Consider the following 17421-nt stretch of genomic DNA (forward strand, 5'->3'; position numbering starts at 1 on the left):
GCAGCCGTTCCCACTCCTGATCTGTCAGATCACCCCGCCCCATGACCAGAACAACGACCACCACAGCACCCAGTCACATGATCGACCGGACACTGCCTAGTAGGCGATGTGTTGGGTCTTGATCGCCTTCCGGGCGGTGCGGAGCCACTGCTCCCACTCCGTCGGGGACTGCGGGGACCGGTCGGCATGCAGGAGCAGTTGCCCGCACCGATGGCAGCGGCCCGTCTGCGTCTTCAGTAGACGCATGGTGGCCCGGTCCAGCGGCAGCGGGGTGCCCTTGCGACGGCGGTCGGCCCAGTAGTCGGCCAGAGCAGGGTCATCTGGGGATGCCTCGGCCCTGACCAGTTGATGACGGATGATCTTCGTCCAGGCGAACCCAACCAGGTAGGTGCCGCTCTCGCGGTCACCGAACACCCAATTGTCCTGACGTGCAGGATTGAAGCGGCCGAAGTACCGGCTCGTGATCCAGCGCCTCGGCTTCTTCGGGTGCCTGGGCAGCGTCCACCGGTAGGTAAGCTGCCACGGATAGGCATCCAGCGAGGTATAGACCTCTTTGGACGCCGCCGTCCGGTAGTAGGCCGCCCATCCGCGAATAACCGGATTGAGGGCCCGCAGCACTGCCCGAGGCTCCGCGCCGCGAAGCGCACGGATTTCTCCCGCAGTCTGCCCCGGATCCGCTTGACGGCCGCCTTGCTGGGCTTGATCAGCAGCTTGCCGCTTCGGTAACGGCGCACGTTGAACCCGAGGAAGTCAAAACCGGTTCCACGTGGACGATTTGCGCCTTGTCCTCGTTGAAAACCCCCCGAGGCGTGAGCCACTCGGCAAGCCGTGCCTTGACCTGCTCAGCCGCAGCGCGGCCGTGTCACATCGCCATCAGGTCGTCGGCGTATCTGACCAGGACAGGAGCGTTCGACATGATTTCTCCGGCCCGTCGGCCCGGAGGGTAATACCGCACGCCCGCAGCCGTCTCCATCCCATGCAGAGCGATATTCAGCAGCATGGGGCTGTTCACGCCGCCCTGTGGAGTTCCCTCCTCGGTCGGTGTGAACCTCCCGCGTTCCACGACCCCTGCCTTCAGCCATTGCCGGACCAACCCCCGCGCGGGGAAAGTACCGAGCCTGGTCAGAAGCGGGGCGTGGTCGATGCGGTCGAATGCCGCCGCCAGGTCCGCGTCAAGGATCCACGCGCGCTGCGGGTTCTTGCCGCTGAGCGTATTGAAGATGACCCCGATCGCGTCATGAAAGCCCCGGCCCGGACGGAAGCCGTATGACCTGGCCTCGAACCGGGCCTCCCACTCGGGTTCCAGCGCCGCCGACACACGGGCCTGATGAGCCCTGTCGATGATGACGGGAATGCCGAGCGGGCGCCGCTTACGTCCCCCTGCCTTCGGGATGAACACCCGCCGGACCGCACGGGCCTGCCGGTTACTGCCGCCCTGCTGGATGAAGCGCGCCAGTTTGACCTGCCCGAAGCGGTGAGTACGACCTGATCATCGATCCCCGCCGTCTTGCGTCCGACGTTGATCTCCGTCACCCGCCGCACGCTGACCAGCGTGTTGCTCAGGCTCCGGAGCATCAGCTTCTGCAGGTTCCTGACCTTCGCCAGGTCACCTTCCTTCGATGCCGTGAAGATGCGTTGGCGCAGACGGCGTACGTCTTTGTCCGCCTGGTCCCAGTCGATGCTGGGCCAGCCCACGAAGTCGCCCTCCGGTCCGTTCACCCCGGCCGGAGCCGGGGCGTCCAACTTGCCCTTCGGTGCTGTCGCTGCTGTCATCGTCCCTCCTCACAGGCTCACCCGGCTCACGTCAGCGTCCTTTCGGAGTCGGACATCGGTCCGTATCCGGCGAGTTGGCCGAGGCGACGGCGGAGAGGCCGCCGCCCGTAACGGCCTCGGTTTCCTCCGGCCTTTCGGCATGCCGGCCTTCGCTTCCTGAGCCGTCCTGTCCCGCCGGAAACATCAGCCTTCCTCACGGTCAGCCCACCGCCCGTCCGGAATGAACGGGCGGCTTCCGTCGGGGTTTCCACGTTCCGCATGCCTGAGATGCGACCGGGTTCGGGTGCCCTCTATGTCCCGGGGCGGCGGTGTCCTCCCGAGCGGTGCGACCGCCCGGCGCCTGCCGCGTTCCAGCGGCCTGCCCTACACCCCGCTGCCGCTTCCCACCTGCGGGGGGTCTCTCACGAGACGTCATCGAGGGTTCACGGTTGTTCACCCGTCCGCGCGACGCATGTCCGGGTGGGGACAGGTCATCGGACACTGACCCGGGGCTACTCTGTCGCCGACGCCATCGTCGGCCCCCTCTCCGAGAGAACCCACTCAACACACGCGACCTCGTGTCGCACCTTCACCTGGGAAGTGCCTCTTTCGCTACCACGTACAGGACCCTCAGCAAGTCCTATCGTTGCAGCTCAGAGGCACTTTCTGCTTTCTCGATCACATGCCGGAATGACACCCCTCGTGAAAGCCCGAGGTTAAAGAAGGCTCGCTACACCTCCGCTGAGCACCGCATCCGTCCTCCAGAGCTCGACTCGTCATCGGTCAATGCCACGTCCAGTCCCTGCTTTGGTCACACCTTGGCGGGCTGCCTGGGCGATCCCGAAGAAGAGGCACGAATACTGAGCGCGAGCGCCGAAGGGGTTCAGCGGCATAACAGCCGCCACACGAAGGCGCGGGCGCGGGGCGCCGCCGCCCTTGTCGCTTGACGCAAGCACCCGCAATAGGTTGCATACGTTCTGTGATCGCGCACCGGGCTCCCCTCTCACCTTCCCGCACGACCCTTCGGGCCCGAGGAGTCACGCCGTGGACCCGGTGATCATCGTCGGCGCCGGGCCGGTCGGGCTCGCGCTCTCGCTGGCCCTTGCCACGCAAGGTGTCCCTTCCGTCGTACTCGACGAGGGCACGGGCAAGGACGAGCCGCGCCCCGCACGCACGGTCGTACTGCGATCCGACACGGCGGCCATGGTGGAACGGCTCGGCTGTGCCACAGTCCGTGCCGAAGGAGCCCGCTGGACCGGCTGGCGCTCGATGCGGCGCAAGCAGGACGTACGGCAGCTCGTACTCGGTGACGACGGCGCTCCCGCGCCGCTGCACATCCCCCAGCACGCTCTCGCCCGCGGACTGCGGAACGCCGTCGCCGGGCAGCAGCTGATCCGGCTCGTCACCGACAGTCGCCTGGACTCGCTGGAGCAGGACGCGAGCGGGATCAGCGTGCACACCCGCGGGCCCGGGGCGACCTGGTGGCGCGGAAGCCATCTCGTCGGCTGTGACGGTGCCAGGTCGACGGTCCGCAAGCTGCTGGGCATCCGCTTCCCGGGGCGTACGGCGGTGGAACGGCATGCCGTCGCCGCCCTGCGTACCGAACTTCCCTGGCCCGACGAGGCGTTGCTGCACCGCCAGCCGCCGTGGCGCACGGGCGGCGACGAGGTCACGGCCCGCCCGCTGCCGGACGGCGTCTGGCGTCTTGACTGGCTGCTGCCGCCCCGCGGTGAACTGGTCACCCCCGACACCCTGGTGGCGCGGTTGCGGGACACCCTGGCCGGCTGGTGCGGTGAGACACCTCCGTACGAACTGCTCGACACCGGCGTCTACACCCTGCACCACCGGCTCGCCCGGCGCTGGCGTGTGGACCGGGCCTTCCTCGCGGGCGATGCCGCCCATCTGCTCGGCGCGCTCGGCACCCAGGGCCTCGACGAAGGGCTGCGGGACGCCGACAACCTGGCGTGGAAGCTGGCGCACATCTGGCACCACGGCGCGTCCGAGCCGCTGCTCGACAGCTATCAGGCGGAACGGCGCGCCGCCGTCGCCGCGCGGCTGCGCGCCGCCGACCAGTCGCTGCCGATACTGCGCGGCGGCAGCGCGCTGCGTACGTACTTCCCGGGCAGCGCGCGCGGGCACGACACCCTGCTCACCGACGGCCATCTGGGGCACGGCCCACTGGGTGCGCCCCCCGTTTACACGCACTCCCCCCTCGCACCTGAGTACGCCGACGCGCAGACGCTCGTCGGCACGGAGGCGGGCGCGCCGGTCGCCGATGTACGGGTGACCGTGCCCGACGGGGCCAGCGCACGGCTGCGGGACAGGCTGGGGCAGGGGCAGCTGCTGGTGGTGCTGGTCGCGCCGGGTACCGGGGTGTGGGACCGGCGGCACTGGATGAGCGCGGGCGTGATGCCGCGGCTGGCGGCGGCGGTCACCGCGCTGCCGGTGCGGGCGGAGCTGCTGGTGACGGAGAGCTACCCGGGCGCATCCGCGCACACCGTGCTGCTGGTGCGGCCCGACGGACACCTGGTCGCGTCGTTCACGGGGGTGCGGCCTGCGGAGCTGTACGCGGCGGCGGACGCGGCGCGTGGCGGCGCTCCCTCAACGCTGCACGGCGCTCCCTCAGCGGTACACAGGGACCGCACTGCGGACATCAATTGACCCTCAAGGGTCGACATGGTGTACTCCGGAGCGTGACTGACACCAATGTGCGCCTGTGGCGGAGGGTCCATATGGACCTCGTCCGCTATGCGGGCTGCGTGTGTCGTCCGTCCTGCTGAATTCGCCTTCCTCGCGCGCTGTGGCCTGCTGAGCCCGCGCTCTCCCGCGAACTTCCAGGACGGTTTCCGTGTCCCAGCCTGTCTCTGCCCCTGTGGCCACCCGTGACTCGAGCGCGCCGACCTCCGCCGAGCTGCTCGACTTCGTGCGGCGCTGCGCCGCCGACAACGACCTCATCGCCTCGCTCCCACTCGATCCCGAGGGCCGTACCTGGGTACGGCTCGAGGGTCCGGGCGGCAGTGAGGCCTGGCTGATCGGCTGGCCGCCGGGCACGGGCACCGGCTGGCACGACCACGCCGAATCGTTCGGCGCGTTCGCCACGGCCGCGGGCGAGTTGAAGGAGAACGCCCTCGCCGTGCGGCTGCCCGCGAGCGGATGGAAGACCCTGGAACTGAACGAAGAGGTCGACCGCGAGCGGCAGTTGACGGCGGGCAAAAGCCGGGCCTTCGGTACACACCATGTGCACGAGGTGCTGAACGAGTCGGCCACCGAGCATGCCGTATCGGTCCATGCGTACTATCCGCCGCTGCCGCTGATCCGGCGCTTCAGCCGGTCCGGCGCGGTGCTCCGTCTTGAGCATGTCGAGCGTCCGGAGGACTGGCAGTGAGCGAGCGGATCGGGATCGACGAGCTTCTGGAGCGGGTGCGGGAGGACCTGGACCGGGTCGAGCCGAAGGAGGCCTTCGAGGCGGCCGCGGACGGGGCGCTGCTGGTGGACATCCGGTACGCGGCGCTGCGCGAGCGGGACGGGCTGATTCCTGGTGCGCTGGTCGTCGAACGCAATGAGCTGGAGTGGCGGCTGGACCCGCAGGGCAGCCACCGTGCGCCGGAGGCGGTCAGTCACGATCTGCGGGTCGTGGTGATCTGCAACGAGGGCTACGCGTCGTCTCTCGCAGCCGTGTCCTTGCGGCAGTTGGGCATCCACCGCGCGACGGACCTGGTCGGCGGCTTCCAGGCCTGGAAGACCGCGGGACTGCCGGTCGAGCCGTAAGTACGTCGCGAGCGGGCCGGTCCTGCGGTCCTGCTTGGCGGTGGCCAACTCGGCGGCGCGAGCATGCCGCTGGGGTGGGGTGGCGCCAGGGCGCGGGCCGGGGCTCGCGTCCAGGAGCCGGCATGTCCGTGAGCCGACGCGGGCGGCGGTGGTTGCCCCAGCCGCGGGCGCGGCGTAGGCGCACCCCTGGACGCACCCCCGGCGCGGGCCCACCGTAAGCCCAGCCCTGGACGGCACCCTCGGCGCGGCGCAGCCCGCGGCGCAAGCGCGCTGGACGCACCCCTGGCGCGGGCGCACCGAAGGCGCAGCCCTGGACGGCACCCCTGGCGCGGGCGCACTGCAAGCCCAGACGCGCAGCCCGCGGCGGCCGCGCTAGAAGCCGTCGCTCTCCAGGTCGTCCGTGTCCTCGCCCTCTTCTTCCAGGGCGCGCTTGACCACCCGGAGGGCCGTGCCCTCGGGGTACCCCTTGCGGGCGAGCATGCCGGCCAGGCGGCGCAGACGACGGTCGCGGTCGAGGCCGCGGGTGGAGCGGAGTTTGCGGGCGACCAGTTCGCGGGCGGTCTCCTCCTCCTGCTCGGGGTCGAGCTGCCCGACCGCCTCGTCGATCAGCGCGGAGTCCACGCCCTTGGTACGCAGCTCCCGCGCAAGAGCGCGCCGGGCGAGGCCCCGGCCGTGGTGCCGGGACTCCACCCATGCGTCCGCGAAGGCCGCGTCGTTGATCAGGCCCACGTCCTCGAAGCGTGAGAGGACCTCCTCGGCCACCTCCGAGGGGATCTCACGCTTGTGCAGCGCGTCCGCGAGCTGCTTGCGCGTGCGCGGGGTCCCGGTGAGCAGGCGCAGACAGATCGCCCGTGCCCGCTCGGCCGGATCCTGGGGTGGCGGCTCCCCCTTCTCGGCCCTCGACGAGAAAGGGGGGCCGCTGTCCGGGTCCGGCCAGTCCGTTCGCCGTGCCACGGGTCAGCTCTTGGTCGCCGAGGCCTTGGTCGCCTTGGTGGCCTTCGCCGCCGGGGCGGGCACCTTCGCCGCGTCCTCGGCGCCCGCGGCACCTGCCGCGTCCGCGCCCGGCTCGGCCGTCGGAGCCTCCGGCTTGACGCCGACGCCCAGCTTCTCCTTGATCTTCTTCTCGATCTCATTGGCGAGATCGGGGTTGTCCTTCAGGAAGTTACGGGCGTTCTCCTTGCCCTGGCCCAGCTGGTCGCCCTCGTACGTGTACCAGGCGCCCGCCTTCCGTACGAAGCCGTTCTCCACGCCCATGTCGATCAGGCCGCCCTCGCGGCTGATGCCCTGGCCGTACAGGATGTCGAACTCGGCCTGCTTGAAGGGCGGCGCGACCTTGTTCTTGACGACCTTGACGCGGGTGCGGTTGCCGACCGCGTCCGTGCCGTCCTTCAGGGTCTCGATACGACGGATGTCGAGCCGCACCGAGGCGTAGAACTTCAGTGCCCGGCCACCGGTCGTGGTCTCCGGCGAGCCGAACATCACACCGATCTTCTCGCGGAGCTGGTTGATGAAGATCGCGGTGGTCTTGGACTGGTTCAGCGCGCTGGTGATCTTCCGGAGCGCCTGGCTCATCAGCCGCGCCTGCAGACCGACGTGCGAGTCGCCCATCTCGCCCTCGATTTCCGCGCGCGGCACCAGCGCCGCGACGGAGTCGATGACGATCAGGTCGAGGGCGCCGGAGCGGACGAGCATGTCGACGATCTCGAGCGCCTGCTCGCCGTTGTCCGGCTGGGACAGGATCAGGTTGTCGATGTCGACGCCCAGCTTCTTCGCGTACTCGGGGTCGAGGGCGTGCTCGGCGTCGATGAAGGCCACCGAACCGCCCGCCTTCTGGGCGTTGGCCACGGCGTGCAGCGTGAGGGTGGTCTTACCGGAGGATTCCGGTCCGTACACCTCCACCACGCGGCCGCGCGGCAGGCCGCCGACGCCGAGCGCGACGTCGAGCGCGGTCGACCCGGTAGGGATGACCTCGATGGGCTCGTTCGGCCGCTCGCCCAGGCGCATCACCGCGCCCTTGCCGAATTGCCGTTCAATCTGTGCGAGCGCGGCGTCGAGCGCCTTCTCGCGGTCGGTTCCTGCCATGGGTTCCACCCGATTTGCTTGAGTCGATCGCTTCACGTCAAAGACGCTAACCCCTGCCACTGACAATGGGCGCCGACGTCCTTCCAGCCTGTGGATAACTCTCGGAAACCGAGGGCCGGAATCCCATAAGAATGGATGTTCGATTTTGGTGTCAAGCGCACCACCCGCACCGGTCGGCCCGCCGAACCGCGCATCACGCGGCGCATCACGCGGCTCGTCACGCGGCTCGTCACGCAAGCCGGTGCCTTCCGGCACAGGGCGACCCGCCCCTCCCGTCTCCGACGGGAGGGAGTCCTGCTTCAGGCCCCGTCGTCGGTGTCCGCCCCGGCATGCCGCCCACCTACGTCGGCGGCCGGAGCGTTACGGCCCCTTCGCAGCACGTGACGCACCCGCGCGAACGTCCTTCCGTCGCGCAGCCGGTGGCCATGCACACGCGGATCGTCGGTCACGGCGTACCGCTTCACATACGCGCCGAGGAACGCCTGGAGGGTGGCCACCGCCGGGATCGCGATCAGCGCGCCGACCGCTCCCAGCAGCGCTGTGCCCGCGACAACCGAGCCGAAGGCCACCGCCGGGTGGATGTCGACGGTCTTCGAGGTGAGCTTGGGCTGGAGCACATAGTTCTCGAACTGCTGGTAGATCACGACGAATCCGAGCACCCACAACGCGTACCAGGGGTTGACGGTGAAGGCGATCAGCATCGGCAACGCGCCCGCCAGATACGTACCGATGGTCGGGATGAACTGCGAGACCAGACCGACCCAGACCGCAAGCGCCGGGGCGTACGGCACACCCAGGATCTCCAGCAGGATGTAGTGCGCGACGCCGGAGATCAGAGCCATCAGACCGCGCGAGTAGAGGTAGCCGCCGGTCTTGTCGACCGCGATCTCCCAGGCGCGCAGCACCTCGGTCTGCTTGGCCGGCGGCAGTACGGAGCAGATCGCACGGCGCAGCCGGGGCCCGTCGGCCGCGAAGTAGAACGAGAACAGGAAGATCGTCAGCAGCTTGAACAGCCCACCGAGCACGGTGGCGGAGATGTCCAGCACTCCGCTCGCGCTGTTCTGGACGTACTTCCGCAGCCAGTCCGAGCGCAGCAGGCTGTCCTGGACCTCCACCCGGGAGAGCTCGGTGTGGAAGGTGTCGTTGATCCAGCGGATCACCGAGTCGAGGTACTTGGGGAAGTCCTCGACCATGTCGACGATCTGGCCCGCCAGCATCGAGCCGAGCAGCACGATGAAGCCGGCACCCGCGATCAGTACGGCGAAGAAGACCAGGAAGGTGGCGAGGCCGCGGCGCATGCCGCGCGCTGCCATCCGGCCGACCGCCGGTTCGATCGCCAGCGCCAGGAAGAAGGCGATCAGGATATTGATCAGCAGCCCGATGAGCTGGTGGAAGGCCCAGCTGCCGAGCTGGAAGCAGGCGAAGAGCGCCAGCGCGAGCACCATGGCGCGCGGCAGCCAGCGGGGCATACGGCCGGAGCCACCGGGGCCGCCCTCAGGTGCGGGAGGCGGCACGGTCGGTGGGGTCGTGTCCTGAGCGGCCATGCCTTCGGCGGCTATGCCCTCGGCAGGCACGTCCTGGTCGGGCACGTCCTCAGCGGTCATGTCCTGGTCGGTCTTGTCGGTCGGGGCCACGCGGCCAGTGTCGCCCATGACTGCCGGGGGTAGTCGTCCGCCCCGTGTCTCACCGCTCCTCCCACCGGTTTCCGGCCGCTCGTCCCGTCGCTCGCGTGACCATGCGCCACACCACTGCCTCAGCGTTTGTCCACGGGGATTCCGACGGCGGCGCAGACTCCGCGCCACACATCCTTCGTCTCCCAGCCGGCGGCCAGCGCCTCATGGACCGTACGGCCCCCGAGCTCGGCCATCACATGGTCGCGCGCGAAGGAATCGGCGTACGCCTGACCGAAGTGGTCCGCCATCCGCTCCCAGAAAATCGTCAACCGCATGACCTCAGTATCCCGCCCCTGGGGGTGCAGCCGCGTCCGTCCCTCTTGCCGAAAGGCCTTTCCGTCCTACGGTCAGAACATGGCTGGAACCGGAGCAACCCCCGCGTCCTCGCTCGCGTCCCCCCTCGCCCGCGCCGAACGCTTCATCTGGCTGACGGCCCGGGTGCTGGAACAGCGGCGGTTCGCATACCACTTCCTCGGCGGCGGCTCGGACACCGTCGAGACAGCCCTGGCCGCGTACCTCAACGAGGACGGCGGTTACGGCCACGCCCTCGAACCCGATCTGCGCGGCCCCGTCAGCCAGCCGCTGCACACGGCTCACGCCCTGCGCATCCTCGACTCCATCGGCCGCTGCGGCGGACTGCGCGTGGAGCGGATGTGCCGCTACCTCACGGAGGTGTCGACGCACGACGGGGCACTGCCCGCGATCCACCCGTCCCAGCGCGGCTATCCGTCCGCGCCCTTCATCCCGATCGTCGACGACCCGCCGAGCGAGCTGCTCGCGACGGGTCCGGTGGTGGGGCTGCTGCACCGCAATCAGGTGTGGCACGCCTGGCTGTTCCGGGCCACGGACTTCTGCTGGGCCGCCGTCGACGCGCTGGAGAAGTCCCATCCGTACGAGATCGAGGCCGCCTTGGCCTTCCTGGACGGCGCCCCGGACCGCTCGCGCGCCGAGGCCGCGGCGGGCCGACTCGGCCGGCTGGTGCGCGAGCAGCGCCTGGCGGTGCTGGATCCGGAGCGACTCGACGAGTACCCGGTCGCGTCTGGCTACGCGCCGCAGGAGCATCACTTCCCGCACGACTACGCCCGTACGCCACAGTCACTCGCCCGCCGCTGGTTCACGGACGAGGAGATGGCGCGTTCGCTCGAGCATCTCGCGGAAGAGCAGCGTGAGGACGGCGGCTGGCCCGTCAACTGGCGCCAGTGGGCACCCGGCACAGCCCTGGAGTCGCGGCCGATCATGACGATCGAGGCGCTGCGGACGCTACGGGCGCACGGTCGCGCCATCGGCTGACGCGACCGGCCGCCGTCGTTTGCCCCTCCGTGTGGTCAGCCCCCGAGTACGCGCACGCCCGCCGTGACCGCCACCGCCGCCCCGACGACCACCAGGAAGGGGGCGCGCAGGACCAGTGCGAGCGCTGCCGCCGCAAGGCCCGCGGCCCGTGCGTCGAGGACGAGGGAGTTGTCGGCGCTGAAGGTCTGCTGCGCGGTGAGCGCGGCCAGCAGGGCGACGGGCAGCAGTGCGGCCAGCCGCTGGACCAGGGGCCGCTCGAGGGCGTCGGCCGGGACGAGCAGGCCGACCAGCTTCACGAGGTAGCAGCCGACGGCGGTCGCCGCGATCGCGATCCAGATACTCAACGGTCCTCGCCCTTCGCGCTGTCTGCCTTCTTGCTGTGTGTCTTCTTGCTGTCTGTCTTCATGCTGTCGCTCTTCGTGCCGTCGGCGAACGTGCGGCCCTTGAACCAGAGGACGGCGGGCGCGGCCAGCGCGGCGACCAGCACCGGCACTCCGGCGGGCAGCACCGGCAGGAACCCGAGCCCCAGGATCACCGCCAGCCCTGCGACAGCCCGCTCGGTCGTCGTACGCAGCATGGGCGCGAGGAGCGCGAGGAAGACCGCAGGTCCTGCGGCGTCCAGCCCCCAGGCGTCGGTGTCGCCGATGGCTTCGGCGCCGAGCGCCCCCAGGAGCGTGGTGAGGTTCCACAGCACATACAGGGTCAGCCCGGTGACGGTGAAGCCGAGCCGCACGGCGCGCCGCGTGGGCTGGGCGAGGGCGACAGCCGTGGTCTCGTCGATGACCCAGTGCGCCGCGAAGGGTCGTACGAAGCGGGGCAGGGCGAGCAGCTGGGACAGCCGGAGCCCGTAGAACGCGTTGCGTACGCCGAGGAAGAAGGCGCCCGCGGCGGCGGCGAGCGGATTGCCACCGGCCGCGATCGCACCGACCAGCGCGAACTGCGAGGCACCGGTGAAGACCAGCAGGCTGAGCGCACATGTCTGCAGCAGGCTGAGGCCGGATCCTGCGGAGGTCACGCCGAAGGCGAAGCCGGACAGGCCGACGGCGATGCCGACGCCGAGCGCGTCGCGTACGACGGCCGAGTCCGGCTTGGACACGGGCTCCGCGATGGTGCGTATCTCTGAGGGGGCCTTCGTGTGAATCTCTGGGGGAGCTGTCTGTTCTGCCACGACGCGGAACTTACGCGGGGCCCTCGCCGGTGGTCTTGTACGTTCTTGCGCGCTCCTTGCGGTACGCCCCGGGCGGGACGCCGACGATCCGGGTGAAGTGCCGGTTCAGATGCGGCTGGTCGGTGAAGCCGACGGCGACGGCAGCCTCGGCGGGCGCTGTGCCTGCTTCCAGGAGGTGGCGGGCGCGGCGCACGCGCGCGTCGGTGAGCCAGGAGTGCGGCGGCATGCCGTATGCCGCCTTGAAGGCGCGCAGCAGCGCGAAGGGGCTGCTGCCGAGCTCCTTCGCCAGCTGTTCCAGGGAGGGCGGCTCGGCCATCCGCTCCTCGAGGAGCTCCTTCGCGAGGGCGGCGGTGCGGGCTCCGGATGCCGTGGGTGCACGGGAGGGGAGGGCGCTTCCGTGGCGGCCGAGCAGCCGGGCCACCGCGATGCGCAGCAGGCTGTCGGCGGCCAGTGCGTTGCCTTCCTCCGCCGCCCGGTGCACCCCGCGGATCAGCTGGGCGGTCTTGGGGTCCTCGACGATCGTCTCGGCGAATCCGGGGGTGCCGCGGAGCGTCGTCACGGCCCCGGCGATGTCGGAGACGAGCTCCACGGAGGGGTAGAGGGTGGCGTACGTCCAGCCTTCGGGCACCCCGGCGCGGGCGGCGTGCGGCACCTCCGGGTTGATCATGACGACGGTTCCGGGGCCCGCTTGGATGACTCCCTCCGGCAGGCTCACATCCTCGAGACCGCCGGTGACCGCGCCGAAGGTGAAGCCCTCGTGGCTGTGGCGCGGGAAGGTGTGCCGGACATATCGAGCACGCAGCAGATCGAGGCCCGGCAGTTCCTCGTACTGCCAGTGCCTCGCCCACTCGTGCGGTATCGGCCGCCCCATGCAGCCATTGTGCTCCGGCCGCCTCATCGCTGACCTGGACGTCCATGACCTGGACAGCTGATTGTCAGTGGTGCGGTGCACGATAGGGGGCATGGCCAGGTCTGCACTCGACTCCTTCTCCCCCGCGACCCGAAGCTGGTTCACGGGGGCCTTCAGCGCGCCCACCGCCGCGCAGGAGGGGGCCTGGCAGGCCATCGGGGAGGGCTCGGACGTGCTGGTCGTGGCACCGACGGGCTCCGGCAAGACCCTGGCCGCGTTCTTCGCCGCGCTGGACCGCCTCGCGTCCGCACCGCCGCCCGCGGACGCGAAGATGCGCTGCCGCGTGCTGTACGTATCGCCGCTCAAGGCACTCGCGGTCGACGTCGAGCGCAATCTCCGCAGTCCGCTCACCGGGATCCGTCAGGAGTCCGTGCGGCTCGGGCTGCCGGAGCCTGAGGTGCGGGTCGGTATCCGCTCGGGTGACACCCCGCCCGCCGAGCGGCGTTCGATGGCCACCAAGCCGCCGGACATCCTGATCACCACGCCCGAATCGCTGTTCCTGATGCTCACATCCTCGGCACGGGACGCGCTGTCGGGCATCGAGACGGTGATCCTCGACGAGGTGCACGCCGTCGCCGGCACGAAGCGGGGCGCGCACCTCGCTGTGTCGCTGGAGCGGCTCGACGAGCTGCTGCCACGCCCGGCCCGGCGGATCGGCCTGTCCGCGACGGTACGGCCGGTGGACGAAGTGGCCCGCTATCTGTCACCGCAGCGCAAGGTGAAGATCGTCCAGCCGCCCTCGGGCAAGGAGTTCGACCTGTCGGTGGTCGTCCCGGTCGAGGATCTGGGCGAGTTGGGCGGCTCCCCCGCGTCCGAGGTCTCGTCGTCCTCATCCGGCAATGGCGAGAAGCCGTCCATCTGGCCGCATGTCGAGGAGCGCATCGCGGATCTCGTCCAGGCACACCGCTCCACGATCGTCTTCGCCAACTCCCGCCGCCTGGCGGAGCGGTTGTGCAACCGCCTCAATGAGATCGCGTACGAACGCGCCACTGGTGAGGCAATGCCCGAAAAGCCACCACCGGCCGAGATCATGGCGCAGTCCGGAGCCGCACAGGGCGCCCCTCCCCTGCTCGCCCGCGCGCACCACGGCTCGGTCTCCAAGGAGCAGCGGGCGCTCGTCGAGGAGGACCTGAAGGCGGGCCGGCTGCCGGCCGTTGTGGCCACCTCCAGCCTGGAGCTGGGTATCGACATGGGCGCGGTCGACCTGGTGGTCCAGGTCGAGTCGCCGCCGTCGGTCGCCTCCGGCCTGCAGCGGGTCGGCCGCGCCGGCCACCAGGTGGGCGCGGTCTCCACCGGCGTCGTCTTCCCCAAGTACCGGGGCGATCTGGTGCAGGCGGCCGTGGTCACCGAGCGAATGCGCACCGGCTCCATCGAGGCGCTCCGTGTCCCGTCCAACCCCCTGGACGTACTGGCACAGCAGCTCGTCGCGATGGTCGCCCTCGACACCTGGCAGGTGGACGATCTGCTGGCTCTGGTCCGCCGGGCCGCGCCGTTCGCCTCGCTGCCCGAGTCGGCCTTCACCGCCGTCCTCGACATGCTCGCCGGACGCTATCCTTCCGACGCCTTCGCCGAGCTCCGTCCCCGCGTGGTCTGGGACCGCGTCGCGGGTACGGTCACGGGCCGCCCGGGCGCACAACGACTCGCCGTCACCTCCGGCGGCACCATTCCCGACCGCGGCCTCTTCGGCGTCTTTCTGGCAGGCGCGGACCCGAAGAAGGGCGGCGGCCGGGTCGGCGAGCTCGACGAGGAGATGGTGTACGAGTCCCGGGTGGGCGATGTCTTCACCCTGGGCACCACCTCCTGGCGGATCGAGGACATCACCCGCGACCGGGTGCTCGTCTCACCGGCCCCCGGCGTGCCGGGCCGGCTCCCCTTCTGGAAGGGCGACCAGCTCGGCCGCCCGCTCGACCTGGGCCGCGCGGTGGGCGCGTTCCTCCGCGAGGTCGGCGGCCTGACCCCCGAGGACGCCCGGCTCCGTCTGCTGGCCGCCGGTCTGGACGCCTGGGCAGCCGACAATGTCCTCGGCTATCTCGACGAGCAGCGCCGGGCCTGTGGCCATGTGCCGGACGACCGGACGATCCTGGTCGAGCGTTTCCGCGATGAGCTGGGCGACTGGCGGGTCGTGATCCACTCCCCCTTCGGGGCCCAGGTGCACGCGCCGTGGGCGCTGGCGCTCGGTGCCCGGCTCGCCGAGCGGTACGGCATGGATGCTCAGGTCATGCATGCCGACGACGGCATTGTGCTGCGGCTGCCGGACGCGGATCTGATGGGCCTGGACCTCCTCGACCAGGACCCGGTCCACCTCGACACGACGTTCGACAGCGAGCAGGCACCGGTCGGCGCGGCGGACACCGTCTTCGACAAGGGCGAGATCAATCAGATCGTCACCGACCAGGTGGGCGGCTCCGCGCTCTTCGCCTCCCGGTTCCGCGAGTGCGCCGCGCGTGCGCTGCTGCTCCCCAGGCGCAGCCCCGGCAAGCGCACCCCGCTGTGGCAGCAGCGCCAGCGCGCGGCCCAACTGCTGCAGGTGGCGAGTGAGTTCGGGTCCTTCCCGATCGTCCTCGAGGCGGTCCGCGAATGCCTCCAGGATGTCTTCGACGTCCCCGGCCTCACCGAGCTGATGGGTGATATCGAGTCCCGCCGGGTCCGGCTGGTCGAGGTCACCACCCCGGAGCCCTCGCCCTTCGCGCGGTCGCTGCTGTTCGGTTATGTCGCCCAGTTCCTGTACGAGGGGGACTCCCCCCTCGCCGAGCGTCGCGCCGCGGCCCTCTCGCTGGACTCCCGGCTGCTCGCCGAACTCCTCGGCCAGGCCGAGCTGCGGGAGCTGCTCGACGCCGATGTGCTCGCCGAGCTGGAGCGGGAGCTGCAGTGGCTCGCCGAGGACCGCCGGATCAAGGACGAGGAGGGCGTCGCCGATCTGCTGCGGATCCTCGGCCCGCTCACCGATGCCGAGCTGGCCGAGCGCGGCGGCGACCCTCAGTGGCCACAGGATCTGGCGGCGTCGCGCCGGGCCATCCGGGTCCGGATCGCGGGCGCGGACCACTGGGCGGCGGTCGAGGACGCGGGCCGGCTGCGCGACGCGCTGGGCACGGCGCTCCCGGTGGGCGTTCCGGAGGCGTTCACCGAGCCGGTCAAGGACCCGCTGGGCGACCTGCTCGCCCGGTTCGCGCGTACGCACGGCCCGTTCACCTCGACCCAGGCGGCGGCCCGCTTCGGCCTGGGCACGGCCGTCACGGACGGTGCACTGCAGCGCCTCGCGGCGAACGGGCGGGTCGTACAGGGTGAGTTCCACCCTTCCGGCATCGGCCAGGAGTGGTGCGACGCGACCGTGCTGCGCCGACTGCGCCGCCGCTCGCTGGCCGCTCTGCGCCATGAGCTGGAGCCGGTCCCGCCCGCCGCGCTCGCCACCTTCCTCCCCAAGTGGCAGCACCTGGGCAGCAACAGCCTGCGCGGCATCGACGGACTGGCGCGCGCCATCGAGCAGCTCCAAGGTGCCGCGGTCCCCGCCTCCGCCCTCGAGAAGCTGATCATCCCGTCCCGTGTCTCCGGCTACACCCCCGCCCTTCTCGACGAACTCACCACGACGGGCGAGGTTGTGTGGGCCGGAGCGGGCTCGCTGCCCGGCAAGGACGGCTGGATCTCCCTCTACCTCGCCGACACCGCCCCGCTGCTTCTCCCTCCGCCCCACCCCCTGGAGCTCACCGCGCTGCACGAGTCCGTCCTCAGCGCCCTCTCCCCCGGCTACGGGCTGTTCTTCCGCCAGATCACCGACCAGGTCCGGGCCACCACACACCCGGACGCCACCGATGCCCAACTGGCCGATGTCATCTGGGACCTGGCCTGGTCCGGACGGCTCACCAACGACACGCTGGCTCCACTGCGTTCGCTGCTCGGATCGGGCCGCACCGCAGGTTCCACGGCCCACCGTGCCAAACGGACCGTCCCCCGCGGGCGCTACGGCAGCCTGACCGCGGCCGCCCGCCCCGCCTCTCGTACGGGACCGCCGACAGTGAGCGGCCGCTGGTCCCTGCTCCCGGCCACCGAGCCCGACCCGACCCACCGGGCACACGCCCTGGCCCGTACGCTCCTCGACCGCCATGGCGTGGTGACCCGGGGCGCGGTGGCGGCCGAGGGCGTGGAAGGAGGCTTCTCCGCGACGTACCGGATCCTCTCGGCGTTCGAGGACAGCGGACAGGCGCGCCGCGGCTATGTCGTGGAGGGGCTCGGCGCGGCCCAGTTCGCGATGGACGGCGCGGTCGACCGCCTCCGTGCGGCGGCCACGGCAAAGGACCGGGCCGACGAGCAGACGGCACCCCGCGCCATTGTGCTGGCCGCCGCGGATCCCGCGAATGCGTACGGGGCCGCTCTGCCCTGGCCCGAGCCGCCGACCGGTGCCGGGCACAAGCCCGGCCGCAAGGCGGGCTCGCTGGTCGTCCTCGTGGACGGCGAGCTCACGCTCTACCTGGAGCGAGGCGGCAAGACCCTGCTGGCCTGGGCGACCGACCTGGACGCCCCCGCCCTCCACGCGGCGTGCGATGCCCTGGCCAATGCCGCTCGCGCGGGCGCGCTCGGCACCATCACGGTGGAGCGGGCCAACGGCACACCGGCGCTGACCTCCCCGCTGGCCCGCGCCCTGGAGACCGCGGGCTTCCACGCCACCCCGAGGGGGCTGCGTCTGCGCCCCTGAGCGCCAAGCCGCCAACCGCCGAGCCGCTGACCAGGCCCCTGAGCGCCAAAGCGCCTGCCCCCGGGCCCCTGAGCCCCAAGCCGCTGCCCCG

15 protein-coding genes and 1 pseudogene are annotated in these 17421 nt (G+C 70.7%); 6 read left to right on the forward strand and 10 right to left on the reverse strand.

The genetic code is table 11. The features are described 5' to 3' along the window. Positions 1-96 precede the first annotated feature (96 nt). From ACFYXH_RS41035 to ACFYXH_RS41045, 3 genes and pseudogenes are all read right to left on the reverse strand, one after another. A complete protein-coding gene (locus ACFYXH_RS41035; RefSeq protein ID WP_389574592.1) occupies positions 97-618 on the reverse strand; it encodes a group II intron maturase-specific domain-containing protein in 522 nt (173 codons plus the stop codon). Positions 619-862: 244 nt separating this feature from the next. After that, positions 863-1399, reverse strand: a complete 537-nt coding sequence (locus tag ACFYXH_RS41040) for a reverse transcriptase domain-containing protein (protein WP_389574595.1) — start codon at positions 1397-1399, stop codon at positions 863-865. Between the two features lie 119 nt (positions 1400-1518). Beyond that, a pseudogene (locus ACFYXH_RS41045) lies at positions 1519-1773 on the reverse strand (reverse transcriptase N-terminal domain-containing protein); the annotation flags it as partial. Between the two features lie 1023 nt (positions 1774-2796). Between ACFYXH_RS41045 and ACFYXH_RS41050 the strand changes: the two are divergent. The 4 genes from ACFYXH_RS41050 to ACFYXH_RS41065 all read left to right on the forward strand — a co-directional run bounded on the left by ACFYXH_RS41050 (position 2797) and on the right by ACFYXH_RS41065 (position 5520). Further along, on the forward strand, positions 2797-4413 hold the full coding sequence (locus ACFYXH_RS41050) for an FAD-dependent monooxygenase (RefSeq protein ID WP_389574598.1): 1617 nt from the start codon (positions 2797-2799) through the stop codon (positions 4411-4413). 47 nt (positions 4414-4460) lie between these two features. Beyond that, a complete protein-coding gene (locus ACFYXH_RS41055; protein ID WP_309544753.1) occupies positions 4461-4532 on the forward strand; it encodes a putative leader peptide in 72 nt (23 codons plus the stop codon). Positions 4533-4600: 68 nt separating this feature from the next. After that, positions 4601-5137 (forward strand): cysteine dioxygenase, encoded by a 537-nt coding sequence (locus ACFYXH_RS41060; RefSeq protein ID WP_389574601.1) that lies wholly within the window; start codon positions 4601-4603, stop codon positions 5135-5137. Beyond that, on the forward strand, positions 5134-5520 hold the full coding sequence (locus ACFYXH_RS41065) for a rhodanese-like domain-containing protein (protein WP_385303616.1): 387 nt from the start codon (positions 5134-5136) through the stop codon (positions 5518-5520). Before ACFYXH_RS41060 ends, ACFYXH_RS41065 begins: the two co-directional genes overlap by 4 nt. A gap of 372 nt (positions 5521-5892) precedes the next feature. Here ACFYXH_RS41065 and recX read toward each other — a convergent pair whose 3' ends face one another. The 4 genes from recX to ACFYXH_RS41085 all read right to left on the reverse strand — a co-directional run bounded on the left by recX (position 5893) and on the right by ACFYXH_RS41085 (position 9550). Beyond that, positions 5893-6474, reverse strand: coding sequence for a recombination regulator RecX (gene recX, locus ACFYXH_RS41070; RefSeq protein WP_389574605.1), 582 nt, complete (start codon positions 6472-6474; stop codon positions 5893-5895). Positions 6475-6477: 3 nt separating this feature from the next. Continuing rightward, positions 6478-7602: a recombinase RecA gene (gene recA / locus ACFYXH_RS41075; RefSeq protein ID WP_327326453.1), complete on the reverse strand. Its 1125-nt coding sequence runs from the start codon at positions 7600-7602 to the stop codon at positions 6478-6480. Positions 7603-7901: 299 nt separating this feature from the next. Continuing rightward, positions 7902-9071: an AI-2E family transporter gene (locus tag ACFYXH_RS41080; protein ID WP_389574654.1), complete on the reverse strand. Its 1170-nt coding sequence runs from the start codon at positions 9069-9071 to the stop codon at positions 7902-7904. Positions 9072-9355: 284 nt separating this feature from the next. Continuing rightward, the gene (locus ACFYXH_RS41085) at positions 9356-9550 is read right to left on the reverse strand and encodes a DUF3046 domain-containing protein (protein ID WP_327326452.1); all 195 of its coding nucleotides are present in this window, start codon (positions 9548-9550) and stop codon (positions 9356-9358) included. A gap of 79 nt (positions 9551-9629) precedes the next feature. Between ACFYXH_RS41085 and ACFYXH_RS41090 the strand changes: the two genes are divergently transcribed. Next, complete coding sequence (locus tag ACFYXH_RS41090) at positions 9630-10565, forward strand: hypothetical protein (protein ID WP_389574609.1); 936 nt, start codon at positions 9630-9632, stop codon at positions 10563-10565. Positions 10566-10600: 35 nt separating this feature from the next. Here the strand turns inward: ACFYXH_RS41090 and ACFYXH_RS41095 are convergent, their stop codons facing one another. From ACFYXH_RS41095 to ACFYXH_RS41105, 3 genes are read right to left on the reverse strand one after another with little or no spacing between them, the layout of a single operon-like run. Continuing rightward, entirely contained in the window at positions 10601-10909 is a 309-nt protein-coding gene (locus ACFYXH_RS41095; RefSeq protein WP_389574612.1) for an AzlD domain-containing protein, read from the reverse strand. Continuing rightward, the gene (locus ACFYXH_RS41100; RefSeq protein WP_389574615.1) at positions 10906-11733 is read right to left on the reverse strand and encodes an AzlC family ABC transporter permease; all 828 of its coding nucleotides are present in this window, start codon (positions 11731-11733) and stop codon (positions 10906-10908) included. The genes ACFYXH_RS41095 and ACFYXH_RS41100 overlap by 4 nt, the downstream gene beginning before the upstream one ends. Before the next feature lie 10 nt (positions 11734-11743). After that, positions 11744-12604 (reverse strand): AraC family ligand binding domain-containing protein, encoded by an 861-nt coding sequence (locus ACFYXH_RS41105; protein ID WP_389574618.1) that lies wholly within the window; start codon positions 12602-12604, stop codon positions 11744-11746. A gap of 91 nt (positions 12605-12695) precedes the next feature. Here ACFYXH_RS41105 and ACFYXH_RS41110 point away from each other — a divergent pair, with 91 nt between their 5' ends. Then, the gene (locus ACFYXH_RS41110; RefSeq protein ID WP_389574621.1) at positions 12696-17330 is read left to right on the forward strand and encodes an ATP-dependent helicase; all 4635 of its coding nucleotides are present in this window, start codon (positions 12696-12698) and stop codon (positions 17328-17330) included. The last annotated feature ends 91 nt before the right edge of the window (positions 17331-17421 follow it).

Origin of the sequence: Streptomyces sp. NPDC002730 (genome assembly GCF_042888805.1) — a bacterium.
GTDB lineage: Bacteria > Actinomycetota > Actinomycetes > Streptomycetales > Streptomycetaceae > Streptomyces.